The sequence below is a fragment of the Haladaptatus sp. DYF46 genome (assembly GCF_021083305.1).
In the GTDB taxonomy this organism is placed as follows: domain Archaea; phylum Halobacteriota; class Halobacteria; order Halobacteriales; family Haladaptataceae; genus Haladaptatus.
Window position 1 is genome coordinate 888,378 of the sequence record NZ_JAJFAY010000002.1, and the last position, 16,238, is coordinate 904,615.

13 protein-coding genes are annotated in these 16,238 nt (G+C 60.1%); 9 read left to right on the top strand and 4 right to left on the bottom strand.

The window, feature by feature from the left end; all coding sequences use genetic code 11:
• Nucleotides 1-148: 148 nt before the first annotated feature.
• On the top strand, nucleotides 149-1,210 hold the full coding sequence (locus LJF34_RS15855) for an ATPase domain-containing protein (protein WP_231186259.1): 1,062 nt from the start codon (nucleotides 149-151) through the stop codon (nucleotides 1,208-1,210).
• 47 nt (nucleotides 1,211-1,257) lie between these two features.
• Here the strand turns inward: LJF34_RS15855 and LJF34_RS15860 are convergent, their stop codons facing one another.
• On the bottom strand, nucleotides 1,258-3,585 hold the full coding sequence (locus LJF34_RS15860) for a hypothetical protein (protein WP_231186260.1): 2,328 nt from the start codon (nucleotides 3,583-3,585) through the stop codon (nucleotides 1,258-1,260).
• Nucleotides 3,586-4,259: 674 nt separating this feature from the next.
• Here LJF34_RS15860 and LJF34_RS15865 point away from each other — a divergent pair.
• The 5 genes from LJF34_RS15865 to LJF34_RS15885 all read left to right on the top strand — a co-directional run bounded on the left by LJF34_RS15865 (nucleotide 4,260) and on the right by LJF34_RS15885 (nucleotide 10,881).
• A complete protein-coding gene (locus tag LJF34_RS15865) occupies nucleotides 4,260-5,915 on the top strand; it encodes a PQQ-binding-like beta-propeller repeat protein (RefSeq protein WP_231186261.1) in 1,656 nt (551 codons plus the stop codon).
• Nucleotides 5,916-6,073: 158 nt separating this feature from the next.
• Nucleotides 6,074-7,258 (top strand): aspartate kinase, encoded by a 1,185-nt coding sequence (locus tag LJF34_RS15870; RefSeq protein WP_231186333.1) that lies wholly within the window; start codon nucleotides 6,074-6,076, stop codon nucleotides 7,256-7,258.
• A gap of 135 nt (nucleotides 7,259-7,393) precedes the next feature.
• Nucleotides 7,394-8,854, top strand: a complete 1,461-nt coding sequence (locus LJF34_RS15875; RefSeq protein WP_231186262.1) for a PAS domain S-box protein — start codon at nucleotides 7,394-7,396, stop codon at nucleotides 8,852-8,854.
• 140 nt (nucleotides 8,855-8,994) lie between these two features.
• Nucleotides 8,995-10,335 (top strand): glutamate-1-semialdehyde 2,1-aminomutase, encoded by a 1,341-nt coding sequence (locus LJF34_RS15880; RefSeq protein ID WP_231186263.1) that lies wholly within the window; start codon nucleotides 8,995-8,997, stop codon nucleotides 10,333-10,335.
• Between the two features lie 87 nt (nucleotides 10,336-10,422).
• Nucleotides 10,423-10,881 carry a hypothetical protein gene (locus tag LJF34_RS15885; RefSeq protein ID WP_231186264.1) on the top strand — a complete coding sequence of 153 codons (459 nt, stop codon included), beginning with the start codon at nucleotides 10,423-10,425 and terminating at the stop codon, nucleotides 10,879-10,881.
• A gap of 13 nt (nucleotides 10,882-10,894) precedes the next feature.
• Here the strand turns inward: LJF34_RS15885 and LJF34_RS15890 are convergent, their stop codons facing one another.
• Both LJF34_RS15890 and LJF34_RS15895 read right to left on the bottom strand, forming a co-directional pair.
• Entirely contained in the window at nucleotides 10,895-11,434 is a 540-nt protein-coding gene (locus LJF34_RS15890) for an NUDIX domain-containing protein (protein ID WP_231186265.1), read from the bottom strand.
• Nucleotides 11,435-11,526: 92 nt separating this feature from the next.
• Nucleotides 11,527-11,799 carry a hypothetical protein gene (locus tag LJF34_RS15895; RefSeq protein ID WP_231186266.1) on the bottom strand — a complete coding sequence of 91 codons (273 nt, stop codon included), beginning with the start codon at nucleotides 11,797-11,799 and terminating at the stop codon, nucleotides 11,527-11,529.
• 1,169 nt (nucleotides 11,800-12,968) lie between these two features.
• Here LJF34_RS15895 and LJF34_RS15900 point away from each other — a divergent pair.
• On the top strand, nucleotides 12,969-13,766 hold the full coding sequence (locus LJF34_RS15900; RefSeq protein ID WP_231186267.1) for a helix-turn-helix domain-containing protein: 798 nt from the start codon (nucleotides 12,969-12,971) through the stop codon (nucleotides 13,764-13,766).
• A 128-nt stretch (nucleotides 13,767-13,894) separates the two neighbouring features.
• Here LJF34_RS15900 and LJF34_RS15905 read toward each other — a convergent pair whose 3' ends face one another.
• Nucleotides 13,895-14,185, bottom strand: coding sequence for a HalOD1 output domain-containing protein (locus tag LJF34_RS15905; RefSeq protein WP_231186268.1), 291 nt, complete (start codon nucleotides 14,183-14,185; stop codon nucleotides 13,895-13,897).
• A 201-nt stretch (nucleotides 14,186-14,386) separates the two neighbouring features.
• Between LJF34_RS15905 and hemC the strand changes: the two genes are divergently transcribed.
• Nucleotides 14,387-15,487, top strand: coding sequence for a hydroxymethylbilane synthase (gene hemC / locus LJF34_RS15910; protein ID WP_231186269.1), 1,101 nt, complete (start codon nucleotides 14,387-14,389; stop codon nucleotides 15,485-15,487).
• Nucleotides 15,484-16,224 (top strand): uroporphyrinogen-III synthase, encoded by a 741-nt coding sequence (locus LJF34_RS15915; protein WP_231186270.1) that lies wholly within the window; start codon nucleotides 15,484-15,486, stop codon nucleotides 16,222-16,224. Before hemC ends, LJF34_RS15915 begins: the two co-directional genes overlap by 4 nt.
• Nucleotides 16,225-16,238: the final 14 nt, after the last annotated feature.

Sequence of the window (16,238 nt, forward strand, 5' to 3'; positions counted from 1 at the left end):
CTGAATACAGTAATACGCGCCCTGATGGCAGTAATATTCGGTTACCGAGTCGATGAGAAATCGGCTCCTCCTCCCGATTATCCGGTTTTTACCCGGTCTACGCTCCGTCGGGAGTAGCTTCATCCCGTTCGGATGCTAACGAACCACTATGAGCGACATATCCGGATCCGCCGACCGGAGACTGTGCGATTTCTGTCGCCTGCCGTGTCCCGAGGAGTCGGTGCAACTCGCCTACGGCGATACGACCTACGAGTTCTGTTCGAACACCTGCCGGGACGAAATGCGGACGAGCGACCGCGTGTTTACGACCTATCACGGGTTTCGGCAGCTAAACACGGGCGTCTCGGCGCTCGACGACCACCTGCCGGAAGGGTTGCCGCGCAATTCGTTCGTCCTGCTGTCCGGCGAGGGCGGAACCCGCGACAACGCCATCGAGACGGAACTCGTCTGGCGGACGCTTCAGCGCGGCGAACCGGCCGTCGTCGTCAGTCTCACGGAACCCCCTATCTCCGTCGTCGAGCAGTTCCTCTCGCTCGAATGGAACGTCCTGCCGTACCTCGAAGTCGGTCTGTTACACGTCCTCGACTGTTTCACCTACCGCGTCAGCGACCGGGATCGGATGTTCACCCGCATGGACGAGTGGAACCAGTACCTCCACCGCGTCACCGCGTCCGCGACGACGACGGTCCGTGACCCCGGCGACACGAGCGAACTCCAAAACAAACTGGACAACTGCCTCGAATCCCTGTCGATGAGCGACACGGGTATCGTCGTCATCGATTCGCTGACCGAGTTCGGAACGCTCGTCCAACCCGTTCAGGCGTACGATTTCGTCAAGGACGTTCGGGCGGACGTCTGCAAAGGTCGCTTCGTCCCCGTCTTCGCCGGAGCCACGTTCACCGGCGAGGAGGACGTCTTTCCGCACGACATGGGCTACGTCATCGACGGTCTCGTCGACCTCCAGTTGAACGGGTCGCTGGTCGAGGACGTGCTCATCAAACGGGTTCGAATCCGGAAGATGAACGGCGTCCTCACGATTCCCGAGTGGGTCGCCTACGAGTACACCGGCGGGGACGGACTGGTCTCGTTTGACCCGATAGAGGAACTCGAAAAAGCGGAGGAACGGGGCGACGAATCGGTCGAATCCGAATCAGACGGGGAAACTCGATCTATTCGAAGCGCCGAATCGGAATTCGACACGTCCGAATGAACGGTAACGGGTCGATTTGAGGACGGCAGGTCCGCCGATAGCGCGTCTCAGACGTCGCCTTCGAAGACGGCGTAGCCGATGGTTTCCGGGTTGTGCGTGTCCTCCCTATCGACGCTTTGTTCCTCTTGAACCTTGATCTCGACGCCGCTTCCGGTGAGGTTTCGATAGCGGAGGGTGGCCGGATCCGTTCCGTCGAACGTCTGCATATCGGCGACGAGGCGGGGTGAATCGTACTGCTGTTCGAACGTAATCTGATTCCATTGGTCGTCGAACGTGTTTGCAGTACGCTGCACTTCGAACGGTTGACCGTCTATTTCTCCCGTCGCCTGTTGAAGCGCGACGTAACCGACCGTCTCGTCCGTGTGGGGTCCTTTGGCTTCTTCCTCCTGCAGTCTCACGGCGAACGAATCGTTCGTGACGTCGTCCAGTCGAGAGATGACGGGTTCCCCGCCGTTGTTCGTCTGTGGCTGTGCCAGCACGACCGGCGTTTGCGTCCCGAAGAAGTCGCCGAGGGAAACGGTGATGAAGTCGGTGTTTACCGTTACCCGTCCCCCTTTCACTCTGAACGCGGTACCGCTGTCCGTCCGGAACGTCTGTTCTCTGGTCTCCGCGCCGAGCGTGTGGAACGTCTCGCTGCCGTGTCTGCCATCGAGGTAGAACCACTCTTGGAGTTGATATTCGAAGCCGCCGTCCTCGACGTCTCGGAGACGAACGAACGTCGCTGCCCTGTCGTTGAACGACAGCGGTTTTGCGATCACGACGCCGTCCTGTGGGACGCCGGAATTCACCTGCCGCCATTGGGTTCTGTTCTTCTGTACGGGAGTGGTAATCCTCTGGGTCAACAGTTCTCCCGCATCGCCCGGGGTGAACGGTTCGCCGTCGACCGTCCAGTTCGCTGGCCCGGTTCCGTCGGTCGAGACGATACCGCCGGTCACGTAAAACACGTACACCTCCCCTGCCGGTATCGTCCCCGACGCCTCTTTCGAGTCATCGATCCGTTTTTCGGGAACGGTGGACGCCCAGTTCATGTACACCGTCGCGCCGTCGTCACCGCCCGGCCCGACGTACGTTCCCGCGGTGATATCGAACGTGGATTCGGTGCTGTTGCCGGTGTTGTCGATGCGGACGACCTGTGCGTTTTGCATCGGAACCTGACCGACCGGTGCGGGAGTCGGGGCAGGGGGGGTCGTGATCGGCTGAGTGGGGTTCCCGTTGATCGTCATCCGATCGCTGATATAGGTCGAGTTGGTCTGCGGGCCGCTTCCACCGAGGACACCCGAGACGGTCCCCCACGTCTGCGGTACCTGGCCGATGAAGATGGCGTACTCGTTGTCGTTGTCGTTGGTCACCTGAACGTTCTGAAGTTGGAGGTAATCGAGATCTCCAACGCCGCCGTTCTCGTGCGTGTAGATGGCGCTGTGATTCTTCGTCGAATCGTAACTGATACGGACGTTTCGGATGTCGATGCGCTGGCAGGGTGCCGGTGCCGTGATCGGTCCGCCACAACTGGACGACAAGTACCGATGTAAAAAGTCGCTTTCGCTGATTGCGAGGGTGCCATCATAGGTGTTGATTCCCCGCGACGGGTCCGCGGCGACCGTCGCTTCGGAGTTGACGCCACGTTGGAGCGACCCGCCCGACCACGCCTGTGTCGGGTGTTGAGCGTTTTTGATGGACACGCAGTTTCTGACCTCGGAATTGCCGCCGAGACGCATTCCGTTCTGCGTGTTGCGCTGGAAACAGTTGTAGATGCTCACCTTTCCCTCGGGATTTTTGGCATAAATCGTGTTTTCTGCCCAGCTTTCGAACCAACACCGGTTGAACGTGAGCGAACCGTTCGACGATTCTACGAGGATCGCCCGCCGGTTACTCGCTTCCGTCGGCGCACAGGACCCGTCCTGAAAGTAGCAGTCCTGTAAGAGCCCACGAGTACCCGCCGCCGATGAGAGGCGGAAGTACGTGCGTGCGTCGCCAGAATTGTTCGACCCGATGTTATTGTCGGTTGCCGCTCGAACTCTCCCGCGGGTGATGAGCCGTCTGAGTTCCCAGTTCCCCGAATTGGAGTTCATCTGTACGTACGGCGGCACCGGCGTGTTTCGCATGTCGAGTTCGAAGCCATCCATCACGAACCCCAGTGAGGAGACGCCGATCCACTGTATGCTGTTTCCCGACTGTCCGGGAACGAGTCGTGCCCCGTTGGGAGCTATAAGCTCGAAATTATCCGTTCCGGAGGGAACGGTGAGGCCGTTGAGTCGGTACGTTCCAGATGGGAATATGACCGTCGTATCGTCGCCGCGGAGACCATTAAGGACGCTATCGATGGGCGTGTTGCCGGTGTTGTCCGCACCTTGGTTTACGATGTTGTACGTCGGCATTCAGACGCCCCCCTTCGGCCGATGTTCCTCGTCGACTGCCCTCGAATCCCGACTCGTCCACGTTCGGTTCGAACGTCCTTTTCTGCGCTGTCGGTCTATTTTCCAGTACAGAGTGTCTATTTTCTTACCTCGTAAATCAGTAATCATTCTCTGAACCATGTGACACTCAAACACTAGGTTAGATATTGTTATACGCTACCTACGATGAAACAAGCACCTCAAGAAGACAACTTCAATAAAAATCTGATTTAAATTCGTGGAATAGGGGTGCTAGAGAGACGTTCGGTACGAACGAGCGAACGAGACGCGAAGCGTCTCGTCAACAGTCTCAGAAATCGGGCATTTCTGGTTGGCGGCTAAATTCCGGATGAAGTCCGGCAACCCATCGTTGTACTCCTGTCTCGTTCGCGCGTTCGATGAGTTGTTCCGCTCTCCCGTTTCTAACCTGTTTCTCGTAGTCGTAGGAATTGATTCGAGCGTGTCATGTGACGCTTCCAGCGATACTTCTTTCGGTGCTTGTCGATTCACGAACCGACGCTGTCCCCCGGATACGGTGTTGATTCAAACCTGTTTATCAAAATTACGTTCTATCATCAAAATAACTGCTTCGCGTTTTATTTTCTTTAGTACTCACTGATTAACTAATGCACGTGAGATAGATGTTGGAACCGAAGATGAGTAAAAACAATCTTGACCACGGTGGACACAACCGTCGGACGTTCTTGAAGACGGTTGGTATCACCTTGGGGGCGGCAGGGTTGGAGAGCACGACCGTTGATTCACAGGAAACGCCCGGAACACCAGCAAGTGGGTGGAACACTCGTCGTGGATCTTCGATTCGAACCGGTGTGATCAACGGTACCGGTCCCGTTCCGTATCCAATGCCCGAGTGGAAGACGGATCTGAACGGTACCATTTTCGGATATGAACCGGTCGTTAGTGACGGAACCCTTTACCTTCCAGTCACGACGGAGAACAGTCCTCCTGCAAACGAGGGGTTTGTCGGCGCGTACGACATCGAAACCGGCACGGAGTTATGGCGACAGTCCACGTTTCCGAGACCGGAAACACCGACAGTCAGCGGCGAAGAGGTATACGTTACGACGGAATTTTCGGAGTCCAACCAACCGCAAGAACTTGGCATTTACGCGCTCGATAGGGGGAGCGGCGACATCAGCTGGAGTCGAACCCAAGAGCCGGACTGGGCCGAGACAGCTGTCAATAACGACTTAGTCCTGTTGGCAAACACTGACGGTGCCGTGGCGTTAGATCCGCCAACCGGCGACCTCGTCTGGGAGACTCCGGGGGTAGGAGGCTTATCCAGCGGGTTCGATGGATTCGTCTGCGCTACCGATGAAACCGTTGTCTACGCCGACGGAACGGCACTCGATCCGGAAGACGGTTCGGTGCTATGGGTGATAGAAGACGAACCGATTCTCGGTGACCCGGGATTCCGCGGAGGGCTCGTGGTGTTCATTCGGACCGAGCTCGCCCAAGGCCAGATGCAGGTCTCCCTCGAAGCGAGATCGGAACAGACCGGAGAACTCGAATGGTCGTACGTTTCCCCCGACAACAGGTGGGGCGGGGACCACGCATTGACCGAAAATTGCGTCGTCATCGTCGAGGCTACCGGTGAAACGTCGAGCGTGATAGGACTCGATCTCTTCACCGGCGAGGAAAAATATCGGACGGAAATCCCGTTAAACTTCGCCAGTAGTCCGGCCGGAGACGATGAAAGAGTGTATATCGGTGGTCAGTATATCCCGAAAGACGACACTGAAGAGCCCAAAGCGGCTATCAGTACGCTCGAAAGATCGAGCGGTGACCTGTTGTGGACCTATCTATTCGATGACAGCGGTCTCCCAACGTCACCCGAAAATCCACCAGCCGCTGGGACGCCCGCTCTATCGAACGGTCAATTGGTTGCTGGAACGTATCCCGGCGGCTCGACACTCGATTACGAGTATCTGCAGTATTCCAATTTCTTCACTTTCGGAACGAGCGAGAGTCCACCGGATGGATACCGACCCCCGAACCGTGGAAAGTCGGACGACGGGGAGTCAGAGGAACTCAATGCACGTATCGACGCGCCCTCGAATCAGGATCTGTCCGACCTCTCTCCCGGCGAGAAAGTCCTCTTGAACGGGTCATCCTCCACCGGAACCGACCCGACGTACGAGTGGGACACCGACGGCGACGGGCAGTACGACACGTCCGGCCAGTCGGTCCGCGTCACCGTGCCCGCGTGCACGTCGTTGACCGTCACGCTTCGAGTCACGAACCCGAACGGCGACACCGATACGGCGACGGCTACGGTGTCGCCGAACTGACGCTGGGTTGCGATTTCGAGCCTCCCGTACCGTGATGACGGCGAATTTTTCCGAATAGTATCAAACGACTAACTGGCAGAAATGCTTGAGATGCAAGCAGTTATCTGGCCGCCGTTGCAATGGCCCCCCATGAATTACCGACCACGGACGGTGGTTCGGTGCGCGTAGTCGCCAAGTTCGGAGGCACCAGCCTCGGAAGCGGTGACCGCATCAACCGTGCCGCAGATTCCGTCGCCGCCGCAGTAGACGCGGGACACGAAATCGCCGTCGTTGCCAGTGCAATGGGCAACACAACCGACGAACTCCTCGAAGAGATTCACTTCGATGCGGACGAACCCGACCGCGCCGAAATCGTCAGCATGGGCGAGCGCACGAGCGTCCGAATGCTCAAAGCCGCGCTGTCCGCGCGCGGCGTGGACGCGGTGTTCCTCGAACCGGGCAGCGAACAGTGGCCCGTCATCACCGACAAACGCGGGGAAGTCAACGTCGAGGCGACGAAGGAACGCGCCGACGAACTCGCATCGGAAATGGACGGCACCGTGCCGGTCATCACCGGGTTCCTCGCCGAGAACGAGGACGGCGGCGTGACGACGCTTGGACGCGGCGGCAGCGACACGACGGCCGTGATGCTCGGCACCTACATGGACGCCGACGAAGTCGTCATCGTCACGGACGTGGAAGGCGTCATGACCGGCGACCCGAGCGTCGTGGAAGGCGCGCGGAACGTCGGCCAGATTACGGTGGATGAACTCCGCAACCTCTCGTTCCGTGGCGCGGAAGTCGTCGCACCCTCGGCGCTCTCGTACAAGGACGACGACCTGCACGTTCGCGTCGTCCACTATCAGCACGGGGACCTGCTCGCTGGCGGAACGAGCGTCACGGGACAGTTCGAGAACCTCATCGACATGCGCGAGTCACCGCTCTCCTGCATGACGCTGGCGGGACGGGCGATTCGAAACCGTCCCGGCATCCTCGCCGACCTCTCCACCGCACTCGGTGCCGGAAACATCAACATCGACGCGGTGGCGAGCGGCATGGACAGCATTACGTTCTACGTGGACAGGGAGGAGGCCGAACGCGCCGAGAACATCCTCCATCAGGAAGTCATCGACGAGGAGTCGCTCTCCAGCGTCACGGTCGATGACCCCATCGCCGTGATCCGGGTGACGGGCGGCGAACTGCCCAACGAACCCGGCATCATCCACGAACTCGTCGCCCCCGTCGCGGAGGCGCACATCAACATCCACGACCTCATCACCAGCGCGACCAGCGTCGCCCTGTTCGTGGACTGGGACGACAAGGAACAGACCCTCGAAATCCTCCAGAATCACTTCCAGCAGTAGGGACCGACGGCCGTCTCCCTTTCGGTCACGCCGACCGTCGTCGAGTGACCGTTCGTGTCGTCCGGGAGATTTCCGTATCCCGCATAAAAGCGGGTATCACAACGATAATTACCCGGCTTGACAACGTATCAATCCATGTTCGAGTCGTGGGACCTTTCGGGAACCTCCGGACGGCGTCTCATCATGGCTCTCGGCGGGATGTACGTCGTCGCCGGTTCCGGAATCTCGTTCACGAACGTCGCCATCGACTGGACGCTCGGTCTCGACTTGACCGTCTTCACCCTCGTCGCCGGTCCCGGCCTCGTCACTCTCTACGTCGGTTATTGGCTGCCCCGGAGCGAGGTTCGAACGGAACTCTTCTCCCGCATCGCCAAGTGGTGCCTGGGGGGTATCGCGATGATGCTCGGTATCTTCCTCTTCATCTATCTCGTCACCACCAACGCCGCTTCGGTCGGCAGCATGCTCATCCTCACGTCGCTCTCCTGTCTCTCCGGACTCGGAATGGGGTACAACGGCGCACGGGCGGGGACGCGAGCGCTCAACGCCGACGAACAACGGCGGGAGGCGGAACGATACAGCAAGGAACTCCAGCGCTACGAAACCATGATCGAAACCGTCAACGACGGTATCTTCGTCATCGACGAGGACGACTACTTCATCCACGTCAACGACGCGTACGCCGAAATCGTCGGGTACGACCGCGAGGAACTCCTCGGGTCGCACACGTCGCTCGTCGTGGTGAAGGGGTTGAACGACCTCTCGAACGAACTGCAAGACGAACTCCTCGCGGACGACGGCGAACCGAAGACCTACGACGCGATTTTGGAAACGTCGTCCGGCGACAGGATAGACGTCGAAGCGACGGTGGCGAACCTCCCGAAACAAGCGGCTAACGGTCGAGACATCGTCGGCGTCGTCCGCGACGTGACCGAGCGAAACGAGCGCGAACGGCAACTCGAACGGCAGAACCAGCGACTCGATAGCTTCGCCAGTATGGTCGCCCACGAACTCCGGAACCCGCTCATGATCGGTCAGATGTACTGCAACGAACTCCCGGCGGACGCGGCCCCGGTCGCGGTCGAGTACATCACCGAATCGTTCGACCGCATCGACGACATCATCGACGTGCTGTTGGTGGTCACACAGGGGCACGAGACGGTGCCCGAAAGTACGCCGGTGCGTCTCGGAGACACGGCGCGGAACGCGTGGAACAAGGTGGACTCCCCCGACGCGACCTTGGAGGTGCTGATGGACGGGACGATTTCCGCGGACGAGACGTACGTCGAACATCTGTTCAGAAACCTGTTCGAAAACGCCGTCGAACACGCTGGGGCGGACGTCACCGTCACCGTCGGCGAACTTCCGACCGGATTCTACATCGCCGACGACGGACCGGGCGTCCCGTTGGACGCCCGCGAAACCGTCTTCGAGATGGGCTACACGACCGCATCCGGTAACGGCGGAATGGGGTTGGGTCTCGCGTTCGTTCACGAGTTGGCGACCGTGTACGGCTGGAACTGTTCGCTGACCGACAGCGCCGACGGCGGCGCACAGTTCGAGTTTACGAACGTCACCGAAACGAAAAACCCCGTCTGAGAGCCCCGTTCGCACCGCTTCCGCACTCACGACCGCTGTATTTTCACGCCCGCTTTCGTTTCCTTCCCGACCCTTCGGTCGCGTTTCCCCTCGCCCATCTCTCGACACAAACTTTACGCGGGAGTCCGAACCGGCCGAACATGAACCGCGAGCGCTCTCGAAACCTGTACGACCGTGCGCTGTCCGTGACGCCGGGCGGCGTCAACTCCCCCGTTCGGGCCGTCCGCCCGTACCCGTTCTTCGTCGAACGCGGCGACGGCGCACACGTCATCGACGCCGACGGGAACAGATACATCGACTACGTGATGGGCTACGGGCCGCTCCTCTTGGGCCACGACCTGCCACAACCCGTCCAGTCGGCGCTCCAGTCGCAACTCGCCGACGGGCCGATGTACGGCGCGCCGACCGAAGTCGAAGTCGAACTCGCGGAGTTCGTCACCCGGCACGTCCCGAGCGTCGAGATGATTCGATTCGTCAACAGCGGAACCGAGGCGACCACCTCCGCCGTGCGCCTCGCCCGCGGCTACACCGGGCGCGACAAAATCGTCGTCATGCAGGGCGGCTATCACGGCGCACAGGAATCGACGCTCGTACAGGGAAAGACGGGCACGACGTCGGAACCGAGTTCGAACGGGATTCCAGCGTCGTTCGCCGAGGAGACCATCACGCTCCCGTTCAACGACGCCGAGGCGGCCCGCGAAGTGTTCGAGAAGCACGGCGACGAAATCGCCTGCGTTCTCACCGAACCGATTCTCGGAAACTGTGCGAGCGTCCCGCCCGTCGACGGGTATCTGGGGACCCTCCGCGAACTGACCGAGGACCACGGGTCGCTCCTCGTCTTCGACGAGGTGATGACTGGATTCCGCATCGGCGGGTTAGGGTGTGCACAGGGCAAGTTCGGCATCACGCCGGACCTCACGACGCTCGCCAAGGTCATCGGCGGCGGGTTCCCCGTCGGTGCCGTCGGCGGACGGGCCGAAATCGTCGAGCAGTTCACGCCGACCGGAAACGTGTTTCAGGCGGGCACCTACTCCGGGCATCCGCTGTCTCTCACCGCCGGACTCGAACTGCTCCGCTACGCCGCGAAAAACGACGTGTACGATCACGTGGCCGCGCTCGGCGACCGACTCCGGTCGGGCTTGACCGATATCCTCGAAGACCGCGCGCCGGAGTACACCGTCGTCGGCATGGACAGCATGTTCAAGGTCATCTTCACCCGCGACGGGCCGCGCGATTTGGAGGGCCAGTGCGAAGCGGGATGCCGCCAGAACCCCGACTGCCCCCGGTTCGACTACTGCCCGAAGGACAAGGGCGACGTGAACCGCGCCGAAACGGAGCGCTGGGAGCGCCTGTTCTGGCCCGCGATGCTCGACGAGGGCGTCTTCCTCACGGCCAACCAGTTCGAATCGCAGTTCATCAGCTACGCCCACACGGAAGAGGACATAGAGGAGACGCTGGAAGCGTACAAAGGAGCCCTCTAACCCGAGTTCTCGACGGTTAGTCTCTCTCCCGAAGGCCGGTTCGGGAGACGACATTCGTTTTACCCCCCGATTCCAAGGAACGAACAGATGCAACGTCCACAACTCTCCGGCGACCGGGTACGCTCGCGCTGGTGGTACTGGATCGCGGCGGTACCCGTGGTGTTCGTCTTCTGGCTCGTGACGGTCGCGTGGGTCACGTTCGCCATCATGCTGGAACCGTCCCTCCTCTCCTTTACGTCCGACTCGCCTGTCGTTCACGCGGTGTCCGTCTCGCTGGTCGCGGTCGGGATTCCGTTCGCCGTCCTCACCGTCGTGTTCCCGTTCGCGGTGTTTCAGGACACGCAGGCCATCCATCGCGCCGAACCGGGGTGGGAACCACCCAGCGGAAACTACTCGCTCGTCGGCCTCCTCGGCCTCGTGGCCGCCGTCGTCAGCGGTGTCCTGACGCGGAGCTTCTCGATTGCGGTCATCATCGGACTCGTTTTGAGCGTTCCGTTCGCGCTCTACTACCTCCGCGAACGACACGACAACCTCGGCGTTCCGTGACCGAGAGCGGCGCTCAGATATCGGTCGTCTCGGGAGGGTCCGCGGCACGCGCGGCAGCGAGTTCCGCCAGCATCTCTTCTTTCGATATCTCGGTATCCGCGTAGGGGTCGGTCACCGCCGCGAACGGTTCCGCGTCGTCGAGGCTCGCGGCGCGTTCGACGGAGCGAGCCATCCGTCCGCCGAAGACGGCTCTCAGCCGTTCCGCCGCTGCCTCGGGTGACATCCACTCGTAATCGTCGTGCTCATCGTTCAGGGTGATTTCCGTCTCGTCCGTTTCGCAGCGGTAGACGAGCGTCACGACCGGATTTCCGGTTTCGGCGTCCAACCACCCGCCGTACGCCGCATCGACCGGTGGTCCGATTCTGGCGTCCACGTCGAGTTCCTCCCGTAGTTCGCGTCGAAGTCCGCCGACGAGCGTCTCCCCGTACTCGAATCGGCCTCCCGGCGGTTCCCAGTGGTCCGATACTTTCGTCACCAGCACGTTCCCCTCCGGGCCGAAGAGGACGGCTTTCTGCGTGATTTGACCGACGTACCGTTCGCGTTCGTTCGTCATGCCTTCGTGTTAGCTCACTAACTATTCAATCTATCTCGACTGTTCGGAAATCATCGACGGTCGCCCGCGACGCCGTTCACGGGGCGTTCTCGCTATTCGTCGGCATCCCGCTCTTGGAAGTGGAAGTGGTCGAACGGTTGCATGCGACGCTGGCGCATTATCTCCGAACTCTCGACCGTGACCCCCGATTCGTGGAGCAGGTCCGTGATTCGTGTGATATCTTGCGTACTCGTTCCGACGACTTCGATGTGGATGTTCCGCCGTCCGGTGAGCATTTCGCGAACGTCGACTACCCCCTGAACGTCCAACATTCGTTCGACGTAGGTCGCTCGCTCCACTGCCGGAACCGTACAGACGAACAACACGCGGAGCGGCAGGTTTGCGGCCTCGTAATCGACTTCGGGATGGTAGCCTTTGATGATGCCGTCGTTCTCCAGTTGTTCGATTCGATTGCGGACGGTACTCGCCGAGACGCCTGCTCATGGCTCTCGATACGTCACTCGTCCGGTTGATTGTTTCCCACCACGCCACCCTTCTGACGGGTTTTCACTGTGCGATGTGGATTTGCTCTCGCGCGGTAATTCGCCGATTTTTGAGCGACGTTACTACCGACAATGTTGTCACTCACTTCCTCAACCTACTAGGTCCTGTGAAATACTCCGGTGTTTAACAAAAGGAACCGCTTAAATCTAGTCAGTGAATACCATGCTAAACCGTCAGCTAGATGTCCTCTCGAACGTTCACCGTCGAAGACTCTTGTTCGCCTTGAGGGACAAAAATCCACAAAACGACGGAACAAACGCGGCCAATGTGGAGAAAAGCCAAAGAGAGCGGGCGATTCTGATGCGACACGTGCATTTACCGAAGTTGGCAGACCACGGGTATATCGACTGGGATCAGGAGTCGAACCGCGTTACAAAGGGGCCACAATTCGACGAAATCCGGCCGCTGCTCACGCTTTTCGTTAAAAACCGAGAAACCCTTCTCGACGATGAGCGGTCGGACTGATTTTTGGTGCTTCTTCCCTCGTCACAAGGGTGATACGGAGTGACACGTGGTTGGGACCCTGTCGAACTCCGTACCATCTAGCCTTTCGGACTACCCCGGTATAACCTTACTGTGATTATCCGGGTGAACAATCTTCCCGCGGTAGCTGTCGATGTGTCCGTTCGTCGTCAACTCCCGTAACTTCTGTTCTCATCGTTCCAAGGGACAAATCAGGGCTCTCTCGTGAGACTGTGAAAAACCGAACTATTACCCACACTATCGCTTCATACCAACCTTATCCTGATGGATGTTGATTATTTCACGATATTGTTGCGGTATAAACAAATAGTATGAAATTTGATAAGAAAGATAATAGTGAGCGAGATACTTCGGATACATATGAAGCTCTGTTTCGCCGGGCGAACTCGATTGGTCAGACGGGAACTGACTTATGAGCGGCGGCAGAACACCGCAAACGGTACCGGAATCTCCGGTGGCATGGTTGGGACCCATGAAGGACGTATCTAATCACGATCGAGCTGTCGAATTGCTGCAAAAACTCGGGCTAAAGGAGTACGAGGCGAAGAGTCTCGTCGCGCTGTCGAGGCTACCGAAAGCGACTGCCAAGGAGATAAGCGAGACATCCGAGGTGCCCCGAACGCGCGTCTACGACGCGATACGCGTGTTGGAATCCAAGGGACTCGTCGAGATTCAACACTCGAACCCACAGCAGTTTCGCGCCGTTTCGATAGCAGAAGCGGGCGAAACCCTTCGCCAAAAGTACGAGTCACGAACGGAAACGCTCGTCGAGGCATTGGAGGATATCGAACCGGCACAGTCGACCACCGACGAGGAAGTCACGCACGAAGTCTGGTCGCTCACCGGAGGGACGGCGATTCGGAATCGCACGGCACAACTCATCGACGCCGCCGGAGAGGAGATAATCCTCATCATCGGCCGGGGGGAGGTCATCACGGACGACCTCGTCGAAAACCTGCAAACGGCACAGGAAACCGGAATTCGTGTTCTCATCGGAACGTCGGACGAAACGCTCCGCGAGCGAATTCAGGACGAAATCCCGAACGCCCGTGTCTTCGTCTCCGGGTTGGAGTGGCTGAACAGCTCGCCCGTTCAGGAGTCCGACGATACGGTCATCAGCAGGCTATTGTTGATAGACCAGAACACGATTCTCGTCAGCTCGGCGCAGGAAACGAGTACCGGCGCGATAGATACGGAAAAAGCGGTGTTCGGGAGAGGGTTCGACAACGGTATCGTCGTTATCGCCCGACGACTGATGGCGACCGGGTTGGCACCGATCGACGACCCCGAAGCCTCCGAGTACTAGCGACGGTCGTCACCTCCCTGTACAACTGGTAGCCGGGCCGTAGAAACATTCTCTCTCCACTGGCTCACGTCGTCACGCCTGACGATGGGAAATCGATTTGACGGGTTCCAGTCGGTTATCGCCCGCGCTCAGTCCGAGTCGTTCTTCCGTACGCTGACTTCACCGCTACGCAGAACGGTCACGTCGTACATGAAGGAAACGGAGTCCGTTGCCTCGCATCGGCAACCTGTTCCGGGAGAGACGAGCGCGTCCAACGCGTCCGGGTCGATATACGTATAGAGGGGTTCCATTTCGTCCGGTTCGTCGTTTACTGCCACTGCAACCGTTTCGGCGACGGCGGTACTCGGGGCTTTGGAAGCCCAATCGCACCGTACTCGCACTACTCCTGTCTCCTCTCCGATGTCGTCCTCGTTTCCCATCACGATTGACCTATACTACATCGTAGCGTATAATTGTGAGTGTATGTGCGTAATTATTTGAGGACAATCCCACATCCTCGCGGTTCTAAAGGGAACAGCGAGAGTTCCACGGGTCACCCGACCCGTGGTCGTTTACGCGGGTTTCGAGCCATGCAAGACGGTTGCGAAGGTGGTTTCAATGTCGGGTTCTCAGTTTCCCCTATGAGCAACCGCGGAAAGGAACTCCGTCTCGCTACGCGAGGTTCCAACCTTGCAATCCGACAGTCGGGGGAGGTAAAGGCGGCGTTGGAAGACCGCCGGTTCTCGGTCGAACTGGTCGAAGTGGAAACGACGGGTGACCAACTGGACGACGCACTCATCACGGAACTGGGGAAGACGGGCGCGTTCGTCCGTAATCTGGACCGAGAGGTGCTGGATGAGGCAGTCGACGGCGCGATTCATTCCATGAAGGACATGCCGACCGACCACCCGGACGAACTGGTCGTCGCGGCCGTCCCCGAGCGTGCGAGCGCGAACGACGTCCTCGTGACGCCGGACGGGAAACCCATCGACGCGCTTCCCGAGGGTGCCGTCGTGGGCACGTCCAGCCTTCGCCGGAAAGCCCAACTGCTAAACTTCCGTCCCGACCTGACCGTCGAACCGCTCCGCGGAAACGTCGATACGCGGATCGAGAAACTCCTCGCGCCGACCCTTCGGGCCGAACACGAGGAGCGAACCGAGGAGGAAAAGGAGCGGAAAGGCCACCTCGGGAAGAAGGACAGCTACGAGTTCCCATACGACGAGACCATCGACGAGTGGTTCAACGGCCTCTCGGAGGTCGAACGGCGGGCGCTCGAACGCGACATCGGGACGGAGTACGACGGCATCGTCCTCGCGGAGGCGGGACTCCAACGGAGCGGCCTCGCCCACCACGTCGAGTACGACCGACTGCCGCCGAAGCAGTTCGTCCCCGCGCCGGGTCAGGGCGCGTTGGCGGTCATGACGCTGGATTCGGAACTCGCACAGGACTTACACGCGGTCCTCGACCACCCGCGGACGCGGGTCGAAACGACCGTCGAACGGACGATTCTCCGCGAACTGAACGGCGGTTGTATCGCCCCCATCGGCGTCCACAGCATCATTCAGGGCGAAAACGTCCACGTCGAGGCGCAGGTGTTCAGCCAGGACGGTTCCGAAGCCATCTCCATAAAACGCGACGTCCCGGTCGAAACGCACGTTACCGGCGCGAAGAAGGTAGCGGAGGAACTCGCCGACCGCGGTGCCCGCGACCTCATCGCGGCGGCGCGCGAGGGGAGCGAATGAACGTCGCGGTCTTTCGCCCGGACGACGAACGGTTGGACGAGGCCGTCGATCTGCTGGAATCGCTCGACGTGACCCCCGTCCCCGACCCGATGCTCGCTGTCCGTCCGAGCGACACCGCGCCGCGACAGGCCGACTTCGTCGTCCTGACGAGCAAAACCGGCGTCGAACTCGCACACGAGGCCGGGTGGAGTCCCGGCGACGAGACGGTTTGTGCCATCGGCGAACCCACCGCCGCGACGCTCCGCGAATACGGCTACGATGTCCACATCGTTCCCGACCGGTTTTCCTCGCGGGGACTGGTCGCGACCCTCGCCGACCGCGTGGACGGCAAAACCGTCGAAGTCGCCCGGAGCGACCACGGGAGCGACGTGCTGACCGACGGCCTCGCCAACGCGGGCGCGGACGTTCACGAGACGGTGCTGTACGAACTCGTCCGTCCCGAGGACTCGGGTCGGTCGGCGGAACTCGCCGCCGAAGGCGGCCTCGACGGCGCGCTGTTCACCTCCTCGCTCACCGTCGAACACTTCCTCGACGCCGCCGAAGAACGCGGCATCCGAACCGAGGCGCTGGAGGGTCTCGAAGACGCGACCGTCGGCACCATCGGCGGCCCGACCCGCGACACCGCCCGCGAACGAGGTATTCGAGTGGATGTCGTCCCGGACACGGCTTCGTTCGACCTGTTGGCCCGCGAAGCCGTCGAACGCCTCCGCGACGGCCACGACGAGGCTGAAGTTTAAATCGAAAGCCGTGA